At 53.6% G+C, this 504-nt stretch carries 1 pseudogene; it reads right to left on the bottom strand.

What is annotated here, in order from left to right:
* Positions 1–504, bottom strand: a pseudogene (locus R7P74_RS29755) (chemotaxis protein CheA); the annotation flags it as partial.

The raw sequence follows: 504 nt of genomic DNA on the forward strand, positions 1-504 counted from the left end.
GCCTTGAAGGTCTGCAGTAACAACGTCTGGGTTTGCCACAGCTTTCGACATTTCTTCATTGTCGCTGTTCAAACCAAGACTTAATAAGCGGTTACGCACCAACACGAGCTCACCCACCATGTTCATGATGGTATCTAGCGTTGATGTATCAACACGTACCGTCGCTTCTGCTTGTGGCTTTTTCACCGCTGGTGCAGACGCTTTTGGCTCCTCTTTCACCGCCACAGGTTTTGCTGCTGGCTTAGGAGCAGAGGCTGGCGTTGAAACCGGAGCAGGCTGCGCAACAGGTGCTGGTTTTGGCGCTTCTGGAGCTAGAGCGGAAGCAGGCTTAGTTGCCATATCAAGCTCTTCAAGCGTTGGGCCTTTGCCCGCACCGTGTAGCTCGTCAAGCAGCTTCTCAAACTCTTCATCTGTCATCAGGTCGCTATCGCCTGAAGCAGCTGAAACCGCAGGAGCAGCAGGTTCTGGTGCTTTAGGCGTCTCTACAGGAGCGGCTGTTGCTGC

Source organism: Vibrio sp. 2033 (assembly GCF_033339735.1).